Here is an 18,060-nt window from a genome sequence, read left to right on the forward strand (position 1 = left end):
CCCTGAGTGATGTTCAGGAGAGTCTAAACGTTTTCTTCAACTTCTGCTGTGACGCTGCCCTGATGATGCGGTTTCCCCGCCAGATAACGCTCACGGAAAAGGGTAAAGTGCTGCGTTAGCCCTTCAGATGCATCGGTATCCCCCGCCAGTTCAAGCAAGGCTGCGGCGACTTCTGCGGTACAGTACTGGCCCTCGGCGTGCGCTTCTCGCAGGCGATAAGCAGAGGTAATGCTCAGGTCAACGGAAATCACCGGCAGCGCGTCGAGGTAAGGGCTTTTACGGAACATTTTGCGCGCTTCGGTCCAGGTACCGTCAAGCATAATAAACAGCGGTGGTTTCCCGGTGACTGGCGGCGTGGTCAGAACTTCCCGCTCTCCGTTAGCATAGGAAGCGGGAAAAACGACCATCGGCTGATAGTTCGGATTAGCGACAAGTTCCAGCAGCGCCTCTGGTGGCTCCGTGCGTGACCATTGAAACGCCTCTGTGTCCGGCAAAACATCGGCGATTAGCCGGCCAGTGTTGCTGGGCTTCATGGGCTCAGTGTCGAACATGACCAGGCAAAAGCGGCTACGCGCATTTTGCGGCTGAAGCGTCTCGCACAGGCAGTTTTTCAGCGGCAACAGGCAACGCTGGCAGCGGCGAACGCGATTACCACGGGCAAGAAATGGGCGAGTTGCACGGGCCAGGCGAGCAGCACGAAGGCGGAGAACGGCGTTTTCTGTCATTAATTAAGGCGGCTTAGCTAAAAACGCTATTCTAACGTAGATATAAAAGAGGGGGCTAAAAAATGCCCCCGCAGGATCAGATATTTTCGTCCAGCCAGCTATCGAACGGGGCTTTTGGCATCGCGCCATTCAGCATGTCAACGACCTGGCCATTCTTGAAGATCATAATGGTTGGGATGCTGCGAATACGAAAACGGGCGCTGAGCTCCTGTTCGGCCTCAGTATTGACCTTAACAAAACGGACTTTGCCGCTGCGCTCTTCGGCTACATCCTCAAATATTGGTGCGAAGTTAACGCACGGCCCGCACCACGGAGCCCAAAAGTCCACCACGACCGGCAGCTCGTCTTTCAGGAGTTTATCCAGCGTAGCCGTAGTCGCATTGACGACTTCTCCGTCAAACAGTTCATGACCGCAGCGACCGCACTTTGCGCCGTCATCAATACGGTCGTCAGGAATGCGGTTAATGGCCTGGCAGTCGGCGCAAACGGTATTCATAACTAACCTCAAAGAGAATGGTTGAAAATCGGTGTCATGCACCGTGGATGTTTCAAATATGTTACATATTATCGGCGAAGATGGGGAGGCCAACAAAGTGATTTATTCGATGAGTACAATAGTTATTAGCTTTTAAGCAAAGTTAATGGCTAACCCATGCCACATCAGGTAATCTGCGCGCTTCGCGCTCAGCCAGGTGGAGGAAAAATGAACGACGAATTTAAAGGTAAAAGCGGCAAGGTCAAAGTGATGTATGTCCGCGGTGACGACGATAGCGAAAAACGCAGCCAAAACCCGCGTACCGGGAAAGGTGGTGGGCGTCCTGCCGGTGCGTCACGTGGTGAAGGCGGCGGTCGCCGTCCGGCTCGTCACGATGATAAACCTCGCGGCGGGCGCGATCGTAATGAACGTAGCGACAGAGGCGATCGCGGTGAAGCGGCGTCCCCATGGCGCACGGTTTCCCGTGCCCCGGTAGACACTTCACTGTCGGCTTCTGACAATGAAGGTGCAACAAAGCACATCGTTGATCCGGAAGTGATTCGTCGCCAGCGCGCCGAAGAAGCCCGTGTCTACGGTGAGAATGCTTGTCAGGCGCTGTTCCAGAGCCGCCCGGAAAGCATCGTGCGTGCCTGGTTTATCCAGAGCGTTACGCCTCGCTTTAAAGAAGCGCTGCGCTGGATGGCGGCTAACCGCAAGGCTTACCACGTTGTGGATGACGCCGAGCTGGCAAAAGCCTCCGGCACGGAACACCACGGTGGTGTTTGCTTCATTATTAAAAAGCGTAGCGGCATCAGCGTGCAGAGCTGGCTGAATAAAGCCGGGGAAGAAGACTGCGTACTGGCGCTGGAGGATGTGGGTAACCCTCACAACCTTGGCGGGATCATGCGTAGCTGTGCGCACTTCGGTGTGAAAGGTTTACTGATTCAGGATGCTTCTCTGCTGGAGTCCGGGGCGGCAATTCGTACCGCAGAAGGCGGTGCAGAGCACGTTGTGGCGATCAGCGGCGAGACGTTTGGTGATGGGCTGGAAGCTTTCCGTAAAGCAGGCTACACCATCGTGACGACCTCAAGCCATCAGGGTACTCCGCTGTATAAAGCTGAGCTACCTAAGAAAATGGTGCTGGTGCTGGGCCAGGAGCGCGATGGCGTTTCCGACACCACCTTTGAAAATGCTGATATGAGCGTAGCCATTGAAGGTACCGGCAATGTTGAAAGCCTCAATGTATCCGTAGCAACCGGCGTACTGCTGGGTGAATGGTGGCGCCAGAATAAGGCGTAACCCGTTCTCCTGTTATAAAAAAACCAGCTTAATTGCTGGTTTTTTTTCGTCCAGAACTTAGCCATTTTCCTGTGGCAGCTGTGGCATCCAGTCGATGGGCTTTTCCCCGCGCTCTACAAGATATTCATTTGCCTTAACGAAATGCCCACAGCCCAGGAAACCGCGATGCGCCGAAAGCGGGGAAGGGTGTGGCGCGGTCAACACGTGGTGACGCTGGCGATCGATAATGCTGCCTTTGCGCTGAGCGTGAGCCCCCCACAGCAGAAACACCACGCCTTCACGGTGTTCATTAATGAGAGCGATAACCTTATCGGTAAACGTTTCCCAGCCAAATTTGGCGTGGGAATGCGCCTTGCTTGCCTCGACGGTCAGCACCGTGTTGAGCAGCAAAACGCCCTGGCGCGCCCAGCTTTCAAGATAGCCGTGGGCTGGGCGGGTAAAGCCCGGCACTGAGGCTTCCAGCTCTTTGTACATATTGACCAGGGAAGGTGGCGGTGCAATGCCCGGAAGCACGGAGAAAGAAAGCCCGTGCGCCTGCCCTGGGCCGTGATAGGGATCCTGGCCAAGGATAACGACTTTGACATCGCCCAGCTCGGTAAACCGAAAAGCGTTAAACACATCCTTCTGCGGGGGATAAACGGTCACGCCCGCAGCGCGCTCTGCGGCAACGGCGCTGAGCGTATTGATAAAGTAGGGCTGCTGTTTCTCTTCTGCCAGCACGTCGTGCCAGGTGAGGTGGGTAGTCATCTCGCTCTCCCGCGAATCTGTAATGTCCGCTAGCTTAACTGCTTCTGCCCCATGAGCAAAATAGTGCGTTGCATCAATGGGCTACGGTACTAAATAAAGTTGAAAATTTACAAAAATTTTAATGACACGCCGTACGTCTAAGTTGATGTAAAACAAATAAAACCAGTAAAACCCTTTTTTGTGGTGTGGATTTAATTGATTTAAATCAAAGAATCGCGCCTGGCGGGCTGATATAAGAACAACAAAGCAACAAAGGTTTTACCAATGAGCCAGAGAGCTGGCCCAAAGAATCAGCACATTACCCTAAGGGAGAAATAAAATGATTACTGGTATCCAAATTACAAAAGCGGCAAATGACGAACTTCTGAACTCTTTCTGGCTGCTCGACAATGAAAAAGGTGAAGCTCGCTGCGTATGCGCGAAAGCGGGTTTTGCAGAAGATGAAGTTGTTGCGGTCAGCAAACTGGGTCAGTTTGAATACCGTGAAATTCCGATGGAAGTAAAACCAGAAGTTCGCGTAGAAGGTGGTCAGCACCTGAACGTTAACGTTCTGCGTCGTGAAACGCTGGAAGATGCGGTTAAGCATCCGGAAAAATATCCGCAGCTGACAATTCGTGTTTCCGGCTATGCGGTTCGTTTTAACTCTCTGACCCCGGAACAGCAGCGCGACGTGATCACCCGTACTTTCACTGAAAGCCTGTAATTCAGTTCCCGCCGTAATAAATAAAGAGCGCCTTCTGGCGCTCTTTTACGTTAGTAAAAAATCCGCACCGCACAGTAAACCAGCATCAACGCCAGAATAATATTCAGCGAACGTCCAAAACGCTGGAAGACCTTCTGGAACAGATGGCCAGCCAGCGCCCAGCAAAGATTCCCCAAACACCCTATTGCCGCCAGCACCACGCTCATTCCCACGATGCCGCTTATCTCCGCCGTGTACGGCAAAACAAAGGTCGACAGGGCTGTGATGCCGTAGAGAATAATTTTTACGTTTAAGAACTGCAGGCCAAAGCTGGCCCAGAAGCCGACCGGCTGAGCTTCAGTCGTCGAGCCCGGCGGCTGGCTGGTGGCAATCTTCAGCGCCAGCCACAAAATGTAAACCGCGCCCACCCAGCTAAGCACGCGGGTAAACCGCGGATCGAGGCTGACGAGTGAGAAGGCGATGCCCGCACACAGCAGCATGATAATCAGAAATCCAAGGCTCATACCCGCCAGCACGCGGGTGCTTTCCCGCAGCCCGTGGCTGGTGGCGGTGCTTAACGCCAGAATATTGTTGGGCCCTGGCGTCAGGGCGGTAATGAGGGTGTACGTCCAAAACGCACTAAAGAAAATAGCGACCACTTGAGTTCTCCTGTGTTTTCGCTGAGAGTACGCAAACCGGAAGCTTTAAAAAAATGAATGTTTCTATACTCAGAGTTCGATGGTTTCGATGTAATGGAGGCTGAATGGATTTACGTCGGTTTGTCACGTTAAAAACGGTGGTTGAGGAAGGCTCGTTCCTGCTGGCCTCCCAGAAGCTATGCTGCACGCAGTCGACGGTCACTTTTCATATTCAGCAGCTTGAACAGGAGCTTTCGCTGCAGCTGTTTGAAAAAATTGGCCGACGGATGCGTTTAACCGAAAGCGGCAAAAAGCTCATGCCTCACGTCTATGAGCTGACGCGCGTCATCGATACCATCAGGCAGGCCGCCAGGCAGGGCTCTGAGCCAGAGGGTGAACTCAGGGTCGCAAGTGGTGAAACGCTGCTGGCGTACAAGATGCCGCGTGTACTGCAGCGTTTTAAGGAGAGGGCACCTCGAGTCAAACTCTCTTTGCAGTCCTTGAACTGCTACACGATTCGCGACGCGCTTCTGGACGATCGGGTCGATCTCGGCGTGTTCTACCGCGTGGGGAATGACGAAGCGTTGCATATGCAGGCGATTAGTGAGCCTTCTCTGGTGCTGGTGGCGTCGCCGGCACGCCAGGAGATTGACTTCCGACATACGGACAGGCACATCCCGGTCAGTTTTGTGATCAACGAGCCGCAGTGCGTGTTCCGGCAGATCTTTGAAGAACAGTTGAGAAAGCGCAGGATCACGCTGGAAAACACCATTGAGCTATGGAGCATTGAAAGTATTAAGCAGTGCGTGGCCGCGAATCTCGGTGTGAGCTTTTTGCCTCGTTTTACCGTTGAGAAAGAGCTTTTGTCCGGGGAGCTAGTGGAGCTGCCGTTCAGCGAACCGTTGCTGACGATCAATGCGATCTGTGCGCATCATGCGGGGAAGGTGATCAGCCCGGCGATGAAGATTTTTATGGAATGCCTGCAGGAGAACGCTGAGTCGGGGCAATAAAAAACGCCGGGGTTTTCCCGGCGTGGATGTTATTCGTCGACTTTTGACGATTCTGTCGCAGCAGCCGCACTTGGCTTGCGGCGCTTGCCGACGTTTTTCTTGTCACGGTGACGTACTTTAACGCGCGGCTTCTCTTTGTCTTTCTCTTTCTTCTTCTCTTCGCGCTTGGCCAGTACTTTCTTCGATGGCTTACCGGTCAGCTTCTCGCTTGGCGCGCGCGTGGTTGGGCGCAGCTCATCGAAGACGCGGGACTTCAGCGGCTCTTTCATGTAGCGGGTAATTTTACCCAGCAGCAGATGATCGTGTGCTTCAACCAGTGAAATCGCAGTACCTTTCATACCAGCACGACCGGTACGGCCGATACGGTGCAGGTAGATATCCGCGGTACGCGGCAGGTCAAAGTTGAATACGTGGCTAACGTCAGGAATATCGATCCCACGGGCAGCGACGTCGGTGGCAACCAGAACATTAACGCGGCCGTCGGTCAGACGTTTGATGGCTTCGTTACGCTTGGCCTGCACCATTTCGCCTTCGAGATAGCAGGTGTTGATGCCCGCTTCGCGCAGCCAGGCAACCAGCTCATGCACACGATCGCGCTTACGTACGAAGACGATAGAGCGGGTGGTATCAGGCTGGTTCAGCAAGTGAACCAACAATTTTGTTTTGTGCTCAACGTCATCAGCGCGGTAGTACCACTGATGGATCTTCTTGCGTTCACGGGTGGAAGGCGTGGCGGAAACCTCCACCGGATCTTCCAGCAGGCGCTCAGCAAAGTCTTTAACCGCGTTGCCTTCCAGGGTTGCAGAGAACAGCATGGTTTGCTTGCGCCAGCGGGTTTCTGCCGCGATGGTTTCAATATCCTGAGCAAAACCCATGTCCAGCATGCGGTCCGCTTCATCAAGGATCAGGGTTTCAACCGCGCGGCAGTCGAAGTTCTCTTCCTTAATGTATTGCAGCAGTCGGCCGGTGGTGGCGACCACAATATCCTGGTTCTCGCTGAAAACCTCAGCGTGGTTCATATACGCCACGCCGCCGGTGATGGTCGCAATATCCAGATGGGTATGCTTTGCCAGCTCACGCGCGTGGTCGGCAACCTGCATCGCCAGTTCACGGGTCGGCGTCACGATAAGAATTCGCGGCGGGCCGGATTTTTTACGTGGGAAGTCGACCAGATGCTGTAGCGCTGGCAGCAGGTAAGCTGCGGTTTTACCGGTACCCGTTGGTGCTGAACCCAGCACATCGCGCCCTTCAAGTGCAGGAGGAATGGCCGCAGCCTGGATTGCTGTCGGGCGAGTAAAGCCCTTCTCCTGGAGCGCGTCCAAAAGGCTTTCATCAAGTTCGAGTTCGGAAAAAGTGCTTACAGTCATGGTCTACCTCTATTTGGGACGCCGATTATAGACGTTATGCCCGCGATCTTCATCTGTTTGTGTCTTTCCGTGGTCGCTCGTTTCACTTATGCTACGGCGGTTTCTTTGCAAGGTAGATAAGATGTCGGATCAAAAAGCGGTATTACGTCGGGATGGTTTCACTTTCAAACAGTTCTTTGTGGCACACGATCGCTGCGCGATGAAAGTGGGGACCGATGGGACGCTACTTGGCGCGTGGGTGCCGGTGGTGAACGTGAAAAGCGTTCTGGATATTGGCACTGGCAGCGGATTGCTGGCGCTGATGCTGGCCCAAAGAACCGCCGATGACGTCACGATTGAAGCCGTTGAACTGGATCCGGTGGCCGCCGAACAGGCGGCAGAAAACGCGAAAGGCTGCCGCTGGGCTTCGCGTATTAACGTGCACTGTGCCGATATTCGTGAATGGGCGCAGCAGGCAACCCAGCGCTACTCGCTGATAGTCAGCAACCCACCCTTCTTTGAGCAGGGCAGCAACTGTGCGTCTGCGGAACGCGCTCAGGCTCGCTACACGACGACCCTGGATCATCAGGCACTCCTCAGCAGCGCTGAACAGTTGATCACCGAGGATGGTTTTTTCTGTGTGATTATGCCGGAAACCGCAGGTACGGCGTTCAGCGAGCTGGCGAAATCACAGGGCTGGCATGTACGCTATCGCACCGACGTGGCCGACAATGAAACCCGCCAGCCGCATCGGGTAATGCTCGCACTTTCCCCAACGGGCGGAGAATACTACAACGACCGCCTGGTGATTCGAGGGCCAGACCAGGCCTACTCTGAAGGCTATTGTAGTCTGACCCAGGATTTCTATCTGTTTATGTAAAGCGGCGAGAGTACGCTTGGGCCGGATTCAGCCAGCTGTTCCGGATAATCAAGCGTGTAGTGCAGGCCACGGCTCTCTTTACGCTGCATGGCGCAGCGCACGATAAGTTCGGCAACCTGCACCAGGTTTCTTAGCTCGAGAAGGTTGTTTGAAACCCGAAAGTTGGCATAGTACTCATCAATCTCCTGCTGCAGCATAGTAATCCTCCGCAGCGCTCGCTCGAGGCGACGGGTGGTACGCACGATGCCGACGTAATCCCACATAAATAGCCGCAGCTCATGCCAGTTGTGCTGGATGACGACCTGTTCATCAGGGTTGTCCACGCGGCTGTCGTCCCAGGCGGGAAGGTTTTTGCTTTCACGGACATACGGCAAGCGCTTGAGAATATCTTCTGCGGCGGACCAGCCATAGACCAGGCATTCAAGCAGTGAATTTGACGCCATTCGGTTTGCGCCGTGCAGCCCGGTATAGGTTACTTCGCCGATAGCATACAGTCCGTCAACGTCGGTACGCCCATGCTCATCAACCATCACGCCACCGCAGGTATAATGTGCGGCAGGTACGATGGGAACTGAGTCTTTGGTTAAATCGATGCCCAACCCAAGCAGTTTTTCATAAATAGTAGGGAAGTGCTGGCGAACAAACGCTTCTGGCTTATGGCTGATATCGAGGTACATGCAGTCTGCACCCAGGCGTTTCATTTCGTGATCGATAGCTCTGGCGACGATATCTCGGGGGGCAAGCTCTGCGCGCTCATCAAATTCCGGCATGAATCGTGAGCCATCAGGGCGCTTCAGGTATGCGCCTTCCCCACGTAACGCTTCCGTAAGCAGGAAGTTTCTGGCCTGGGGATGGAACAGCGCAGTCGGGTGAAACTGGTTAAATTCAAGGTTGGCAACGCGGCAGCCCGCACGCCATGCCATAGCAATACCGTCACCAGAGGCTATATCCGGGTTGGTGGTGTATTGATAAACCTTCGAGGCGCCGCCGGTGGCCAAAATTACGGCCTTCGCCCGGCAGGTTTCGACCTTTTCAAGATTCCGGTTCCAGACCCAGGCTCCGACCACACGGCGTGTGCCCGGCAGGCCAATCTTGTCAGAGATAATTAAATCGACGGCGTTGCTGCGCTCGATGACCCGAATGTTTGGGTGATTAAGGGCTTTGCTGACCAGCGTGGTCTCAACTTCTTTGCCGGTTGCATCGGCTGCATGAAGAATACGGCGATGGCTATGGCCGCCTTCCCGCGTCAAATGGTAGCTCTCTTCACCATTGGCCAGGGTGTGGGTATCGAACATGACGCCCTGGTCAATCAGCCACTGAACGCAGTGCTTCGCATTGCTGGCGACAAACTCTACCGCATCGCGCTCACAGATTCCGGCTCCGGCAATCAGCGTATCGTCGATGTGGGAAGCAATGCTGTCGGTTTCATCGAAAACGGCGGCGATCCCCCCTTGAGCGTAAAAGGTAGAACCTTCGCTGATTGGACCTTTACTTAACACGATGACGTTGCTGGTTTCAGCCAGACGTAGCGCGAGAGAGAGGCCGGCAGCGCCGCTACCGACGATTAATACGTCACAGACCAGATCGCTATTTGAGTTCATGATGTTTAATTTACTAAACAGGAATGGCCGCAGCATAGCACCGGGTGGGAGCATGAACACTCTTTTTTTGTTTGAGCGTTGTGTTAACTAAACAAAGCAGCCGATGAATCTCTCGGGGAGAGATGAGTCAAATTCTATAAATAAATCCCCCATAGGTGCGGTAAACGGCAGATTAAATGATGAAATACCTTGATTCATGCGATACTCTGCTCGCTAACTTTTTAAGCATTGATTCAGAAGAATCGGCGTTACCGTTTTGCGAAGCGGAACTTATAATGAAAAGATGCAATCCGCTAAACATGACAGAAAAACAAAGGCGTAACGGAACTTTGCTGGCCTCGGGCACTCCAACTCAAAGCTTGCTCAAAAATGCAGGGTTCGAGTGGCATTTCGATTACGCGTGGAAATTGGGTTTGGGGAGACATTACCTCGGATGAGCGAGCAGTTAACGGATCAGGTCCTCGTCGAACGGGTCCAAAAGGGAGATCAGAAATCATTTAACCTACTGGTGGTGCGCTACCAGCATAAGGTTGCGAGCCTGGTTTCCCGTTATGTACCTTCGGGTGATGTTCCCGACGTGGTGCAGGAATCTTTTATCAAAGCGTATCGCGCACTGGATTCATTCCGTGGCGATAGTGCCTTTTATACGTGGCTGTATCGCATTGCGGTCAACACGGCAAAAAATTATCTGGTTGCTCAGGGGCGCCGTCCACCTTCAAGTGATGTGGACGCTATCGATGCGGAAAACTACGAAAGTGGCAGCGCATTGAAAGAAATTTCGAACCCTGAGAACTTAATGTTGTCTGAGGAACTGAGACAGATAGTTTTCCGTACTATTGAGTCGCTCCCGGAAGATTTACGCATGGCAATCACGTTGCGGGAGTTGGATGGCCTGAGCTATGAAGAGATAGCCGCCATTATGGATTGCCCGGTAGGTACTGTGCGTTCTCGTATTTTCCGCGCAAGGGAAGCTATTGATAATAAAGTTCAACCGCTTATCAGGCGTTGACGATAGCGGATTACTGGAAGGGTATTTAGGCATGCAGAAAGAACAACTTTCCGCTTTAATGGATGGCGAATCTCTCGATAGCGAGCTGCTCAACCGTTTGTCTAACGACAGCGAGCTGCAGCAAAGTTGGCAGAGCTACCATCTGATCCGCGACACGATGCGCGGAGATACCAGCGAAGTGCTTCATTTCGATATTTCTGCCAACGTGATGGCGGCTATCGCGAATGAACCAGTGCGTAACGTCGCGCCGCTCATTACTGAATCACAGCCGCAGCCTCAGCAATGGCAGAAAATGCCGTTCTGGCATAAGGTGCGTCCGTGGGCAAGCCAGCTGACGCAGATGGGCGTTGCCGCGTGCGTATCGCTTGCGGTTATTGTGGGCGTGCAGCACTATAATGGTCAGTCTGACAGCTCAGCTCAGCCGGAAACGCCAGTATTTAACACCTTGCCGATGATGGGTAAAGCCAGTCCGGTAAGCCTGGGCGTGCCGTCTGATACCACGGCGAGCAACAGCAGTCAGCAAGTACAGGAACAGCGTCGTCGTATTAACGCTATGCTGCAGGATTATGAATTGCAGCGTCGTTTACACTCCGAGCAGCTCCAGTTTGAACAGGCGCAAACCCAGCAGGCCGCTGTGCAGGTGCCAGGAAACCAAACTTTAGGAACGCAATCGCAGTAATGAAGCAACTTTGGTGTGCCCTGTCTCTCGTGGCAGGCGGCCTGTTGTTCACCTCCAACGCCTCGGCGGACACTGTTTCGTCCGGGGCGTTGTTGCAGCAGATGAACCAGGCGAGTCAGTCACTCAACTATGAGCTGGCGTTTATCAATATCAGCAAACAAGGGATTGAGTCTCTTAGTTATCGCCACGCACGTCTTGATAATCGCCCGCTTGCTCAATTCCTGCAAATGGACGGCCCGCGTCGTGAGGTCGTGCAGCGCGGCAACGAAATCAGCTACTTTGAACCTGGGCTTGAGCCATTTACGCTCACCGGGGATTACATCGTCGATTCTCTGCCCTCCATCGTTTATACCGACTTTAAGCGCCTGACGCCTTACTACGACTTTATTTCCGTCGGGCGGACGCGTATTGCCGACAGGCTATGCGAAGTGATTCGCGTCGTGGCCCGCGATGGTACGCGCTACAACTATATTGTCTGGATCGATACCGAAACCAAGCTGCCGCTGCGCGTTGATTTACTGGACCGCGACGGCGAAACCCTTGAACAGTTCCGGGTTGTCTCTTTTTCCGTGGGCGATCAGGCGAGCGGCCTGATGCAGAATTTAGCGAAGGCGACATTACCGCCGCTGCTGTCCGTGCCGGGAGCGGAAAAAGCGAAGTTCTCTTGGGCGCCTTCATGGCTGCCGCAAGGGTTTAACGAGGTTTCGAGCAGCCGCAGGCCTCTGCCAACCGTCGGCGTGCCTATTGAATCTCGCCTCTATTCTGACGGCCTGTTCAGCTTCTCGGTGAATATTAGCCAGGCGCCGTCGCAGGGCACCAACGGCGAGCAGCTGGTACGCACCGGCCGCCGTACCGTGAGCACGGAAATTCGCGATAAAACCGAAATTACCGTTGTCGGTGAGCTACCACCGCAAACGGCAAAGCGCATTGGCGATAGCATCAAGTTCAACGGAGCTGCGCAATGATCAAAGAGTGGGCGACGGTCGTCTCATGGCAAAACGGTGAAGCGTTGCTGCATTGTGATGTCAAAGCCTCTTGTAACAGCTGCGCTTCTCGCTCGGGATGCGGCACTCGCGTATTGAATAAGCTGGGGCCGCAGACCAGCCATCTATTGACTGTTCCAAGCGAACAGCCGCTGGTGGCGGGGCAAAAAGTGGAGCTGGGCATTGCTGAAGGTAGCCTGTTAGGTTCGGCTCTTCTGGTTTATATGTCGCCGCTGGTCGGGCTATTTCTGTGTTCCGGCCTGTTCCAGACTCTGTTTGGCACTAACCTGGCTGCGATGTGCGGTGCTTTGCTCGGCGGTGTTGGCGGCTTTCTGCTCGCGCGCGGTTTTTCCCAACATTTCAGCCGTCGTGAGAGCTGGCAACCGGTGATTCTTAGCGTTGCGCTTGGCCCGGATGCCCTGCGCGTCGACACCGCTTCGCCCCCGGCTGAAAATCAGTAAATTCCCTTCGACTGACCTCTCTTTGCACATCCTGCGTATGGCTTACCGAAGCTTGCAGGATGAGCAGTTTCCTCACTTTCTGGTTGTAGTGTAGAATGCGGCGTTTCAGGCAGAAGACAGTCACTGACATCCTGCTCCGTACAGCGCGAAGCGCCGAGCTCACAGGCCATTTGTAAGGCATAAAACCTCTAACTATGAAGAATATACGTAACTTTTCTATTATTGCCCACATCGACCACGGTAAATCGACGCTGTCTGACCGTATCATCCAGATTTGCGGCGGCCTGTCCGACCGTGAAATGGCCGCGCAGGTCCTCGACTCCATGGATCTGGAACGCGAACGTGGTATCACCATCAAAGCGCAGAGCGTCACCCTCGACTATAAAGCCAGTGACGGTGAAACTTACCAGCTCAACTTCATCGATACCCCAGGGCACGTTGACTTCTCTTATGAAGTTTCCCGCTCGCTGGCGGCCTGTGAAGGCGCGCTGCTGGTGGTTGATGCCGGGCAGGGTGTTGAAGCTCAAACCCTGGCCAACTGCTACACCGCGATGGAAATGGATCTGGAAGTGGTTCCAGTTCTGAACAAAATTGACCTGCCGGCAGCCGATCCAGAACGCGTGGCCGAAGAAATTGAAGACATCGTGGGCATCGACGCCACCGATGCCGTGCGCTGCTCCGCGAAAACCGGCGTTGGCGTACCGGACGTATTAGAACGCCTGGTGCGTGATATCCCGCCACCGGAAGGTGACCCGGATGCGCCGCTGCAGGCGCTGATTATCGACTCCTGGTTCGATAACTATCTGGGCGTTGTTTCCCTGATCCGCGTGAAAAACGGCACCCTGCGTAAGGGCGACAAAGTCAAAGTCATGAGTACCGGGCAGGTGTACAACGCCGACCGCCTTGGCATCTTCACGCCGAAGCAAATTGACCGTACCGAGCTGAAGTGCGGGGAAGTAGGCTGGCTGGTCTGCGCAATTAAAGACATCATGGGCGCGCCGGTGGGCGATACCCTGACCCTGTCCCGTAATCCGGCGGATAAAGCGCTGCCAGGCTTTAAAAAAGTGAAGCCGCAGGTTTATGCTGGCCTGTTCCCGGTTAGCTCCGACGACTACGAAAACTTCCGTGATGCGCTCGGCAAACTTAGCCTGAACGACGCCTCCCTGTTCTACGAGCCAGAAAGCTCAACGGCGCTGGGCTTCGGCTTCCGCTGTGGCTTCCTGGGCCTGCTGCACATGGAGATCATTCAGGAGCGTCTGGAGCGTGAATACGATCTCGATCTGATCACCACCGCGCCGACCGTAGTTTACGAAGTGCAGACCACCAGCAAAGAGGTTATCTATGTCGACAGCCCGTCCAAGCTGCCGCCGTTAAACAACATTGAAGAGCTGCGTGAGCCAATCGCTGAATGTCACATGCTGCTGCCGCAGGAGTTCCTCGGGAACGTGATTACGCTGTGTATCGAAAAACGCGGCGTGCAGACCAACATGGTGTATCACGGCAACCAGGTTGCGCTGACCTATGAAATCCCAATGGCAGAAGTGGTGCTCGACTTCTTTGACCGTCTGAAGTCTACCTCCCGCGGCTATGCGTCGCTGGATTACAATTTCAAACGTTTCCAGGCTTCCAACATGGTGCGCGTTGATGTACTGATCAATGGCGATCGCGTTGATGCGCTGGCGCTTATCACACACAACGATAACGCGCCGTATCGCGGGCGTGAGCTGGTTGAGAAGATGAGAGAGCTTATCCCTCGCCAGCAGTTTGATATCGCGATTCAGGCGGCCATTGGCAACCACATCATCGCGCGTTCAACGGTGAAACAGCTGCGTAAAAACGTACTGGCAAAATGCTACGGCGGTGACGTGAGCCGTAAGAAAAAGCTGTTGCAGAAACAGAAAGACGGTAAGAAGCGTATGAAGCAGGTCGGTAACGTCGAGCTGCCTCAGGAAGCGTTCCTCGCCATTCTGCATGTCGGCAAAGACGGCAAATAATCTAAGGAGTTGGCATGGCGAATATGTTTGCTTTGATCCTCGTGGTAGCCACGTTGGTGACGGGCATTTTATGGTGTCTGGATAGGTTTATCTTTGCACCTAAGCGTCGTGAAAAACAGGCGGCAGCGCAGGCTGCCACCGGTGATGCACTGGACAAAAAAACGCTCAAAAAAGTGGGCCCGAAACCGGGCTGGCTGGAAACGGGCGCGTCCGTGTTCCCGGTGCTGGCGATCGTGCTGGTGGTGCGTTCATTTATTTATGAACCCTTCCAGATCCCTTCTGGTTCGATGATGCCGACGCTGTTAATCGGCGATTTTATTCTGGTAGAGAAGTTTGCCTACGGAATTAAAGATCCGATTTATCAGAAGACCTTAATTGCAACCGGGCACCCTAAACGCGGCGATATTGCGGTATTTAAATATCCTGAGGATCCACGCCTGGATTATATTAAGCGCGTTGTAGGGCTGCCGGGCGACCGCGTAAGCTACGATCCGCAGTCGAAAGAAGTCACCGTTCAGCCAAACTGCAGTTCCGGCCAGGCCTGTGACAATGCGCTGCCAATCACCTATTCCAACGTGGAAGCCAGTGATTTTGTGCAGACATTTGCCCGCCGCAACGGCAGCGAAGCGACCTCCGGTTTCTTCCAGATGCCGAAAGACCAGACCCGTGATGACGGCGTTCGTCTGAGCGAACGTAAAGAGACGCTCGGCGAAGTCACGCATAACATCCTGACGGTGCCAATTGCCCAGGATCAGGTAGGCATGTACTACCAGCAGTCCGGTCTGCCTTTGGCCACGTGGATTGTTCCACCGGGTCATTATTTCATGATGGGTGATAACCGCGACAATAGCGCAGATAGCCGCTATTGGGGCTTTGTTCCGGAGCAAAATCTGGTCGGTAAAGCGACAGCGATCTGGATGAGTTTCGAGAAACAAGAAGGTGAATGGCCAACGGGTGTTCGTTTGAACCGCATTGGCGGCATTCATTAAACAATTAATCCCACAAACTAACGACATCCCCTGTCGTTGTGTATAGAATATTCCCGCCTTTAAAGATTGGCTCCCGAAAGGGAGCCACGGCACACGAAACAGCGTTGGTTTCCTTTTTTCAGGTCTGTTCCGTGTGCTGAATAGTTGACGCATTCATTAATTTTGGTATCGCATGAATCCCATCGTAATAAATAGGCTGCAGCGGAAGCTGGGCTACACTTTTCAACATCAGGATCTGTTGCAACAGGCATTAACGCACCGCAGTGCCAGCAGCAAACACAACGAGCGTCTTGAGTTTCTGGGTGACTCCATTCTCAGTTATGTTATCGCGAATGCGCTGTATCACCGTTTTCCTCGCGTAGACGAGGGTGATATGAGCCGCATGCGCGCGACGCTGGTGCGTGGCAATACGCTGGCGGAAATCGCCCGTGAGTTTGAACTGGGCGAGTGCCTGCGCCTTGGGCCAGGTGAGCTGAAAAGTGGCGGCTTCCGTCGGGAGTCGATTCTTGCCGATACCGTGGAGGCGCTGATTGGTGGCGTCTTCCTCGACAGTGATATTCAGAACGTTGAGCGTCTGATTCTCTCGTGGTATCAGACCCGTCTCGACGAAATCAGTCCAGGCGACAAGCAAAAAGATCCGAAAACGCGCTTGCAGGAGTATCTGCAGGGCCGCCATCTGCCGCTGCCGTCCTATCTGGTGGTGCAGGTGCGTGGCGAAGCGCACGATCAGGAATTTACCATTCACTGTCAGGTGAGTGGCCTGCCTGAGCCGGTCGTAGGGACAGGTTCAAGCCGCCGTAAAGCGGAACAGGCTGCAGCTGAGCAGGCGCTGAAAAAGCTGGAGCTGGAATGAGCGAAGAAAAAACATATTGCGGCTTTGCGGCCATCGTTGGCCGTCCGAACGTCGGCAAATCCACGCTGCTAAACCAGCTGCTTGGGCAGAAAGTCTCTATTACCTCGCGTAAGGCGCAGACCACGCGTCACCGTATCATGGGCATCCATACCGAAGGGCCGTATCAGGCGATTTACGTCGATACCCCAGGGCTGCACATGGAAGAAAAGCGCGCCATCAACCGTTTGATGAACCGTGCCGCGAGCAGCTCTATCGGTGACGTTGAGCTGGTCATTTTCGTTGTCGAAGGCACCCGCTGGACGCCGGATGACGAAATGGTGCTGAACAAACTGCGCGACAGCCGTGCGCCGGTGATTCTGGCCGTTAACAAGGTCGACAACGTACAGGATAAAAGCATCCTGCTGCCGCACCTGCAGTTCCTCGGCAGCCAGATGAACTTCCTGGATATCGTGCCGATTTCTGCGGAAACCGGAATGAACGTCGATACCATCGCCGGAATCGTCCGTAAGCACCTCCCGGAAGCTCTTCATCACTTCCCGGAAGAGTACATTACCGACCGTTCCCAGCGCTTTATGGCGTCTGAAATCATCCGTGAAAAACTGATGCGTTTCCTGGGCGCTGAACTGCCGTACTCCGTGACCGTGGAAATTGAGCAGTTTGTGACTAACGAGCGCGGCGGCTACGACATCAACGGGTTGATCCTCGTTGAGCGTGAAGGGCAGAAGAAGATGGTGATTGGCAACAAAGGTGCCAAAATCAAAACCATCGGCATCGAAGCCCGTAAAGACATGGAAGAAATGTTCGAAGCCAAAGTGCACCTCGAACTGTGGGTTAAGGTGAAATCCGGCTGGGCCGACGACGAGCGTGCGCTGCGCAGCCTCGGTTATACCGACGACCTGAGCTAACCTAATGGAAGGCTGGCAACGGGCTTTTGTCCTGCATAGTCGCCCCTGGAGCGAAACCAGCCTTCTGCTCGACCTGTTCTCCGAAGAGTCCGGACGCGTCCGCCTGATAGCTAAAGGCGCGCGCTCCAAACGTTCTAATCTGAAAGGTGCTTTACAGCCTTTTACCCCTCTGCTGGTTCGCTGGGGCGGCCGTGGCGAAGTTAAAACGCTGCGCAGCGCCGAAGCGGTCTCTCTGGCACTCCCCCTTAGCGGTATCACGCTCTACAGTGGCTTGTACGTGAATGAGCTGGTGGCTCGCGTTCTTGAGCAAGAAACCCGCTTTTCCGAGCTGTTCTTTGATTATCTCCACTGTATTCAGGCTTTAGCCGGAGCCATCGGCACGCCGGAGCCTGCGCTGCGCCGTTTTGAGCTGGCGCTGCTGGGGCATCTGGGTTACGGCGTGGACTTCCTGCACTGTGCCGGCAGCGGGGAGAGCGTGGACGACACCATGACCTACACTTATCGCGAAGAAAAAGGCTTCATTGCCAGCGTGGTGATTGGTAACAGCAGCTTTACCGGCCGCCAGCTCAGAGCACTTGCCGAACGCGAATTTCCGGACGCCGACACGCTGCGTGCCGCCAAACGCTTCACCCGCATGGCCCTCAAGCCTTATCTGCAGGGCAAGCCCCTCAAAAGCCGCGAGCTGTTCCGCCAGTTTGTGCCTAAAAAAACGCCACCTAAACCTTCGGATAGCTCACAGTAATCACAGAACGTAGCCAGGCTTTCCCCGGCAGGTGTACACTGC

At 54.2% G+C, this 18,060-nt stretch carries 20 protein-coding genes; 14 read left to right on the plus strand and 6 right to left on the minus strand.

The annotated features are described in order from the left end of the window. Positions 1–23: 23 nt before the first annotated feature. Both JT31_RS17000 and trxC read right to left on the minus strand, forming a co-directional pair. Positions 24–725, minus strand: a complete 702-nt coding sequence (locus tag JT31_RS17000) for a tRNA-uridine aminocarboxypropyltransferase (protein ID WP_038479756.1) — start codon at positions 723–725, stop codon at positions 24–26. Positions 726–801: 76 nt separating this feature from the next. Beyond that, on the minus strand, positions 802–1,221 hold the full coding sequence (gene trxC / locus JT31_RS17005) for a thioredoxin TrxC (protein WP_038479759.1): 420 nt from the start codon (positions 1,219–1,221) through the stop codon (positions 802–804). A gap of 207 nt (positions 1,222–1,428) precedes the next feature. Here trxC and JT31_RS17010 point away from each other — a divergent pair, with 207 nt between their 5' ends. Next, positions 1,429–2,499: a tRNA/rRNA methyltransferase gene (locus JT31_RS17010; protein WP_038479762.1), complete on the plus strand. Its 1,071-nt coding sequence runs from the start codon at positions 1,429–1,431 to the stop codon at positions 2,497–2,499. Between the two features lie 57 nt (positions 2,500–2,556). Here the strand turns inward: JT31_RS17010 and ung are convergent, their stop codons facing one another. Then, a complete protein-coding gene (gene ung / locus JT31_RS17015; RefSeq protein ID WP_038479765.1) occupies positions 2,557–3,246 on the minus strand; it encodes a uracil-DNA glycosylase in 690 nt (229 codons plus the stop codon). Positions 3,247–3,565: 319 nt separating this feature from the next. Between ung and grcA the strand changes: the two genes are divergently transcribed. Beyond that, complete coding sequence (gene grcA, locus JT31_RS17020) at positions 3,566–3,949, plus strand: autonomous glycyl radical cofactor GrcA (protein WP_016537828.1); 384 nt, start codon at positions 3,566–3,568, stop codon at positions 3,947–3,949. A 50-nt stretch (positions 3,950–3,999) separates the two neighbouring features. Here the strand turns inward: grcA and eamB are convergent, their stop codons facing one another. Further along, positions 4,000–4,587 carry a cysteine/O-acetylserine transporter gene (eamB, locus tag JT31_RS17025; RefSeq protein WP_038479770.1) on the minus strand — a complete coding sequence of 196 codons (588 nt, stop codon included), beginning with the start codon at positions 4,585–4,587 and terminating at the stop codon, positions 4,000–4,002. A gap of 104 nt (positions 4,588–4,691) precedes the next feature. Here eamB and JT31_RS17030 point away from each other — a divergent pair, with 104 nt between their 5' ends. Then, entirely contained in the window at positions 4,692–5,576 is an 885-nt protein-coding gene (locus JT31_RS17030; protein WP_038479772.1) for a LysR family transcriptional regulator, read from the plus strand. Between the two features lie 29 nt (positions 5,577–5,605). Here JT31_RS17030 and srmB read toward each other — a convergent pair whose 3' ends face one another. Next, complete coding sequence (gene srmB / locus JT31_RS17035) at positions 5,606–6,943, minus strand: ATP-dependent RNA helicase SrmB (RefSeq protein WP_038479775.1); 1,338 nt, start codon at positions 6,941–6,943, stop codon at positions 5,606–5,608. 121 nt (positions 6,944–7,064) lie between these two features. Here srmB and trmN point away from each other — a divergent pair, with 121 nt between their 5' ends. Then, the gene (gene trmN / locus JT31_RS17040; protein ID WP_038479778.1) at positions 7,065–7,802 is read left to right on the plus strand and encodes a tRNA(1)(Val) (adenine(37)-N(6))-methyltransferase TrmN; all 738 of its coding nucleotides are present in this window, start codon (positions 7,065–7,067) and stop codon (positions 7,800–7,802) included. Here trmN and nadB read toward each other — a convergent pair. Then, positions 7,787–9,403, minus strand: a complete 1,617-nt coding sequence (gene nadB / locus JT31_RS17045) for an L-aspartate oxidase (RefSeq protein WP_038483251.1) — start codon at positions 9,401–9,403, stop codon at positions 7,787–7,789. The two genes, trmN and nadB, sit on opposite strands and share 16 nt — an antisense overlap. A 299-nt stretch (positions 9,404–9,702) precedes the next feature. Between nadB and rseD the strand changes: the two genes are divergently transcribed. The 10 genes from rseD (at position 9,703) to recO (ending at position 18,018) form a co-directional block, all read left to right on the plus strand. Beyond that, positions 9,703–9,840: a rpoE leader peptide RseD gene (rseD, locus tag JT31_RS24295; protein WP_370527387.1), complete on the plus strand. Its 138-nt coding sequence runs from the start codon at positions 9,703–9,705 to the stop codon at positions 9,838–9,840. Then, on the plus strand, positions 9,837–10,412 hold the full coding sequence (gene rpoE / locus JT31_RS17055) for an RNA polymerase sigma factor RpoE (protein WP_016537822.1): 576 nt from the start codon (positions 9,837–9,839) through the stop codon (positions 10,410–10,412). The genes rseD and rpoE overlap by 4 nt, the downstream gene beginning before the upstream one ends. A 31-nt stretch (positions 10,413–10,443) precedes the next feature. Further along, entirely contained in the window at positions 10,444–11,091 is a 648-nt protein-coding gene (rseA, locus tag JT31_RS17060) for an anti-sigma-E factor RseA (RefSeq protein WP_038479784.1), read from the plus strand. Further along, positions 11,091–12,056 (plus strand): sigma-E factor regulatory protein RseB, encoded by a 966-nt coding sequence (rseB, locus tag JT31_RS17065; RefSeq protein ID WP_038479787.1) that lies wholly within the window; start codon positions 11,091–11,093, stop codon positions 12,054–12,056. The genes rseA and rseB overlap by 1 nt, the downstream gene beginning before the upstream one ends. Continuing rightward, on the plus strand, positions 12,053–12,535 hold the full coding sequence (gene rseC / locus JT31_RS17070; RefSeq protein WP_038479790.1) for a SoxR-reducing system protein RseC: 483 nt from the start codon (positions 12,053–12,055) through the stop codon (positions 12,533–12,535). The genes rseB and rseC overlap by 4 nt, the downstream gene beginning before the upstream one ends. 194 nt (positions 12,536–12,729) lie before the next feature. After that, the gene (lepA, locus tag JT31_RS17075) at positions 12,730–14,529 is read left to right on the plus strand and encodes a translation elongation factor 4 (RefSeq protein WP_038479793.1); all 1,800 of its coding nucleotides are present in this window, start codon (positions 12,730–12,732) and stop codon (positions 14,527–14,529) included. 14 nt (positions 14,530–14,543) lie between these two features. Next, positions 14,544–15,518, plus strand: coding sequence for a signal peptidase I (gene lepB, locus JT31_RS17080; RefSeq protein ID WP_038479796.1), 975 nt, complete (start codon positions 14,544–14,546; stop codon positions 15,516–15,518). A 172-nt stretch (positions 15,519–15,690) separates the two neighbouring features. Next, positions 15,691–16,371 carry a ribonuclease III gene (gene rnc / locus JT31_RS17085; protein WP_008459505.1) on the plus strand — a complete coding sequence of 227 codons (681 nt, stop codon included), beginning with the start codon at positions 15,691–15,693 and terminating at the stop codon, positions 16,369–16,371. After that, on the plus strand, positions 16,368–17,276 hold the full coding sequence (era, locus tag JT31_RS17090) for a GTPase Era (RefSeq protein ID WP_038479801.1): 909 nt from the start codon (positions 16,368–16,370) through the stop codon (positions 17,274–17,276). Before rnc ends, era begins: the two co-directional genes overlap by 4 nt. A 4-nt stretch (positions 17,277–17,280) precedes the next feature. After that, positions 17,281–18,018 (plus strand): DNA repair protein RecO, encoded by a 738-nt coding sequence (recO, locus tag JT31_RS17095; protein WP_038479804.1) that lies wholly within the window; start codon positions 17,281–17,283, stop codon positions 18,016–18,018. The last annotated feature ends 42 nt before the right edge of the window (positions 18,019–18,060 follow it).

This window comes from Cedecea neteri (assembly GCF_000757825.1).
Classification (GTDB): Bacteria; Pseudomonadota; Gammaproteobacteria; order Enterobacterales; family Enterobacteriaceae; genus Cedecea; species Cedecea selenatireducens.